Raw genomic sequence first — 5,112 nt, forward strand, 5'->3', positions numbered from 1 at the left:
CGCTCTATCCATTGCTTGTGAAATTCATTAATATATTCCATAATTCATATAATTATGAGTTTATGCAAATGTAGGCAATCTATTTGAATCTGACAATATATAGATATATAAGTGTACTACCTTTTAATGAGATTTATTTATATTATATACCCCAACTCAAATTTGGTAGTATCTAAAATCATACCCCCGCCCCTTTAGATTTAGGTCGTGTTTCTATTTAAACTTTATGCTTTGATAAAGTAAAATTATTAGTCAGGCAGTGAGCATAAGGTATATATTATGCACTCTATAGCGGTGTAACTACTCTACACCCCCTCACCCATTATTGGAGAAGTAAATAGTTTTGCGTGAATCGCTTTCCAACTCACAAGCTTTCTGAATCTCTGGAATATCAGCCTCATCTATTATTAATATATGATTCTGTATTGACAGACACAAAGACAGGTGATAAGGGAGGTTCTTCATACCAAGCCGTCTATTTACTGCTTTATTCACTGATTACTAATCTAAAACAATATGTATGGAAGATTTAAAGATGTTATGTACGATTGGTACAATACTAATTGTGCCGTTAATTCTAATGCCGCAATTCTTTATTGGATTATTAATATTGATTGTGGCTTGCTTAGCTTTCAGATAGGGGAATTTCAAATTAACAGGATTTTATGAGAAGTTTATTCTATCTGTTAGTTGTCATTGCTACAATGATTGTGGCAATGTTATCCTTTCCTTTATTAATAGCGGGCTATATCTTATTGCTAATATATGCCTTGTTCAAAGGATAGCAGTTATTAACAAGACAATCACATTAATAATTGACGTTATGAATTTAGATTATAAAGTTGGAGAAGTAGAGCTTACATATAAGCCAACTACCAGAAACAGAAGCAAGGTTTACAGTGCTGCTGACGCTTTCCAGATTCTGCTGCCTACCTTCAAAGAAGGGACTATAGATTACAAGGAGTACTTTAAAGTATTATTCTTGAATCAAGCCAACCAGGTCTTGGGATATACACAAATATCCGAAGGTGGGATAACAGAGACAAGCGTAGATGTCAGAATGATATTGCAGGCTGCCCTACTAACTAATTCTGTATCTTTAATCTTGGCACACAATCACCCAAGCGGGAATTTAAAGCCAAGCACACTGGATATTGAGTTAACGAGATGTATTAAGGAAGCTGCCAAACTAATGAGAATTAATGTACTAGACCATATCATTATGACAAGTGAAAGCTATTATAGCTTTAGCGATGAAGGTACGCTTTAACTTGTTTGTGTTCAAATTGGGAATGTGTTCAAATTAATCTGCAAAGGTGGTTTGGACACATTCTTTTATGTTATCAATTTAATCAAAGATTATGTTACAAGCATTATTAATCGTTACATTCTGGATTATAGTTTTCTTTATTGCGTGTGCAATTTCACCTGTTGTATTCTTCTTGATGATTATTTGGACTATATACAAGATTATTACAATGAAGTAGTACATGAAGAACTAATAAGGGTATCTATATACTATATATAGGTACTCTTTCTATTTATAAACCTCTTAAATATTATAGAATATGGTAATAGAAGGCAGTCGCGAATACAAGGCAGCGCAAGAACTTGAAAGAGCCTTGAACGATTATAGTTGGAATCCTAAAAGGTTTGCTGAAAGTACAAAGTGTTACCACCGTACACTACAGCAGGAATTAATAAAAACCATAGTGGAGATTATTCGCATGGTTGGTAGTAAGGACTATGGTACAGACCTTAGGAATCAGGCATCACACGAACTTTGCAAACGGATAGTTGACAGTGGCGTGTTGGATGAAGCTCACCTACCTTTTATATAGGTTGAATGAAGTAAGGACATTATTTGCTTAGTGTCCTTGCTTTATAATATTCACTTTGTTAATTAGTGAATGTTTAGCTAATAATCAGTAGGTTAGATATTCCAACTCAAAATTAATATTCACTTATATTAGTTTCACTATAAAACAGAACGTTATGTCACTTAAATATTCAAGTACAACAGCAGATTATCTGCAATGGAGCGAAGCAATGAACTTAGTAAGAAAGTTGGCAAGGGATAGTAATTATAAGATGTCACTTCTTATCGCTTTGGGTTGCTTCACAGGTCTAAGAATTTCTGATATTCTTGCTTTAAGGTGGAATCAGATATTAGATGCAGAAGAATTTACCATTATAGAAATTAAGACAGGGAAGCAAAGGACAATCAGGATTAATATGCAGCTACAGCAACATATCAGAGATTGTTATGAGCATATAAATCCAGTTGGCATAAATGCACCTGTATTGATAAGTCAGAAGGGGACAGTGTACACAGTTCAGAGAATCAATGTCATGTTGAAGGAGATTAAGAAGAAGTACAGGTTACATATAGGCAATTTCAGTTGCCATTCTCTTAGGAAGACCTTTGGCAGACAGGTTTACAACATGAATAATGATAATTCAGAGCTTGCACTTGTCAAGCTAATGGAGCTATTCAATCATTCCAGTGTATCAATTACTAAGAGATACTTGGGATTAAGGCAAGAGGAATTATTAAATACTTATGACTGTCTTAGCTTCTGATAATTGAGATTTGAGACAGAATGAATCGGAGTTTACTTATTTATGCTCTGAATAGTTCTGTCTCAATTTATGGATATTCAGAGTAGAAATAGCTTTCAACTCTCATTTTAACAGATACATTTAATTGCAAAATAAAATACCTTTCATTATCTTTGTACCAATTCCAAGAACTTAGAGAGTTAAGTTGTTGGAAGGACATATTAACGAAAGGTGTTATTGAAATTATCTTCTTGTAACAAATCTCGCAAATTTGAAACGCTGTGAAGATGATAGCAATAGCACCCGCACTTTGGATATATACTTACCTTACGTTTGTAAAGTTTCTATATGCCGCTTGGTGTGGGTTGCTATTGTTTTATCCACAGCAAAGGCAATGCGAGAGCCCGTTACAAGGATAAAGCAAATAGTGTTCCCACACCTTTCTATATGTAATAGCCAACTATAGGGAACAGGTTGGCATAAATACAGGTATATAAGAAACAGACAGTCTATTTTACTACTCAACAGTTCTTTATTAAAGAAGTGTGCAACTCTATGTTGTGTTCCTCACACTATAATTAATAACTAAAAGCCTGTTAAGGAACAAAAGGGCATCTATTAATGATATGAAGAAAGTAATTCTATTGTATGTGATGATTCTAATTTCAAGTATCATATATGCAGATGAGATTAGAAATGTAAATGGAGAAGCTAGAGGTTTTAGTAATACCAGTGTAATTATTAAGATTAAAGTACAAGATAATGGTAAAATTACCGCCATAGCTCTGTATGATGATTATGCTATACTCAATAAAGACAAATGGATGAGTATATATGTACCTATGCGTAAGATTGAAGACGACATAGCTAATCCCAATATTCCTAAGGAAACAAAGAATTATCTGTTAAAGGACTATCCTAAGAAGAAATATTACGGCAATACTAAAATCAATAATAAGCCTGTGACAATTATATTCTAATCATAAATATCGCAGTTATTTATTGACAATTATTATTTAATATCCCAAAGGGGTTAACTATATATTAATCAGCTAAGGAGGAATTTACAATGAAGAAACCAAATGTAAACATATTGTACATCTGTGTAATATTTGCACTAATTACATTATTCAGTTGTAAAGGAAAGGGTGGTACTTATAGGGACGGTGTATTCTATCCAAATGATGAGAAACTGGCAGGTAGTAAGAAAGTTACGAAACCGGATGGACATGAATATATAATGTTTTACAATAGAGATGGGACACCACAAAGCGGAGAAGGAATGCATCATCCTACCTGTAAGAAGTGTAAACAACTAGAGAAAGAAGGGTACTATGAACATCAATTTATACTAAAAGACGGAAAGAATATTCATGACCCTAATTGCTCTGTATGTAAAGAATGGAACAACTAATACAGAAACTACTCTAAGGTAATGAAGAACGAATTTATAGCGTTAATAATATTGTTCTTATTAGTTTCCTGCCAATCTAGGCAACAAGTTACAGAGAATATCTCCACAATAGATAGTATATTACAAGTAAATGTAACTTCTCTACTGGAGAATAAACTATCTGAACTCGATGCTTTATCTGGGCAGGCTATAGTAATGGAAGTTCAATCAGGGCAAATAAAAGCTCTGGTTGGACTTACTAAGAAAGACAGTACGAACTACCAATCATGTGAGAACTTCTCTGTATGGCAGTCTACTGGTCTGATGCACCCAATATCGCTATTGGTAGCTTTAGAAACTGGTAAGGTGAAGTTGAGTGATAAGGTTGATACTGGAAATGGTATCTATCAAGTTCATGGCAGAGAGCTTAAAGACCATAATTGGCATAGAGGTGGATATGGTGAGCTTACAGTACAAGAAGGATTGGCAGCTAGTTCCAATATTGCCATTTATAAGACAATGGAGAAAGCATTTGGTAATAATCCCCAAGCATACTTTAATTTATTAGCTAATATGAGCTATGGTAAGCCAGATAGTATCACAGGAATAGCCAATCTAAAGCCTGCACACATTGTAACTCCTAAAGATAACAATTGGGCTAAGAGTGATTTTGCATGGTCAAGTATTGGATATAATCAACAAATATCGCCAATCCAAATACTAACCTTCTATAATGCTATTGCTAACAATGGGAAGATGATACAGCCTCAACTATATAAGGATAGTGTAGTAGTTATTAATCCCCAAATAGCAAGTAGGGCTAGTATTGATAGTTTGAAGAAAGCTCTAGTATTTAATATTACTGACGGATTAGGTCAACCTGCCAAGTCTGATAAGGTAGTAGTTGCAGGTATGCAGGGAACTAGTTCATTATCTACTAATGAGGATAGTACTAAGGATATGTATGCGGTAGAGTTCTGTGGTTACTTTCCTACTGATAATCCCAAGTATAGTATCATTGTATCTATTAATAAGGCTGGATTACCTGCAAGTGGTGAACTAATGGCAGGTGATGTATTTAAGAAGATAGTTGGATTACTATTTCCTTATTGAATCATACTCATGCTGTTAATATAATATTCAACCTTTCTTAGTCA

At 34.1% G+C, this 5,112-nt stretch carries 6 protein-coding genes; all 6 read left to right on the forward strand.

Annotated elements, in window-relative coordinates; all coding sequences use genetic code 11:
* Positions 1-823 precede the first annotated feature (823 nt).
* Positions 824-1,270: a JAB domain-containing protein gene (locus tag DXA05_RS25610; protein WP_008649616.1), complete on the forward strand. Its 447-nt coding sequence runs from the start codon at positions 824-826 to the stop codon at positions 1,268-1,270.
* A gap of 298 nt (positions 1,271-1,568) precedes the next feature.
* Positions 1,569-1,841, forward strand: coding sequence for a hypothetical protein (locus DXA05_RS25615; RefSeq protein ID WP_004321010.1), 273 nt, complete (start codon positions 1,569-1,571; stop codon positions 1,839-1,841).
* 154 nt (positions 1,842-1,995) lie between these two features.
* Positions 1,996-2,583, forward strand: a complete 588-nt coding sequence (locus DXA05_RS25620) for a tyrosine-type recombinase/integrase (RefSeq protein ID WP_128859770.1) — start codon at positions 1,996-1,998, stop codon at positions 2,581-2,583.
* Positions 2,584-3,188: 605 nt separating this feature from the next.
* Positions 3,189-3,542, forward strand: a complete 354-nt coding sequence (locus tag DXA05_RS25630; RefSeq protein WP_005679027.1) for a hypothetical protein — start codon at positions 3,189-3,191, stop codon at positions 3,540-3,542.
* Positions 3,543-3,631: 89 nt separating this feature from the next.
* Positions 3,632-3,976 carry a hypothetical protein gene (locus DXA05_RS25635; RefSeq protein WP_128859771.1) on the forward strand — a complete coding sequence of 115 codons (345 nt, stop codon included), beginning with the start codon at positions 3,632-3,634 and terminating at the stop codon, positions 3,974-3,976.
* A gap of 21 nt (positions 3,977-3,997) precedes the next feature.
* Positions 3,998-5,068 (forward strand): penicillin-binding transpeptidase domain-containing protein, encoded by a 1,071-nt coding sequence (locus tag DXA05_RS25640; RefSeq protein WP_165861569.1) that lies wholly within the window; start codon positions 3,998-4,000, stop codon positions 5,066-5,068.
* The last annotated feature ends 44 nt before the right edge of the window (positions 5,069-5,112 follow it).

Source organism: Bacteroides sp. AM54-2NS (genome assembly GCF_003602935.1).
Taxonomy (GTDB): Bacteria; Bacteroidota; Bacteroidia; order Bacteroidales; family Bacteroidaceae; genus Bacteroides; species Bacteroides xylanisolvens.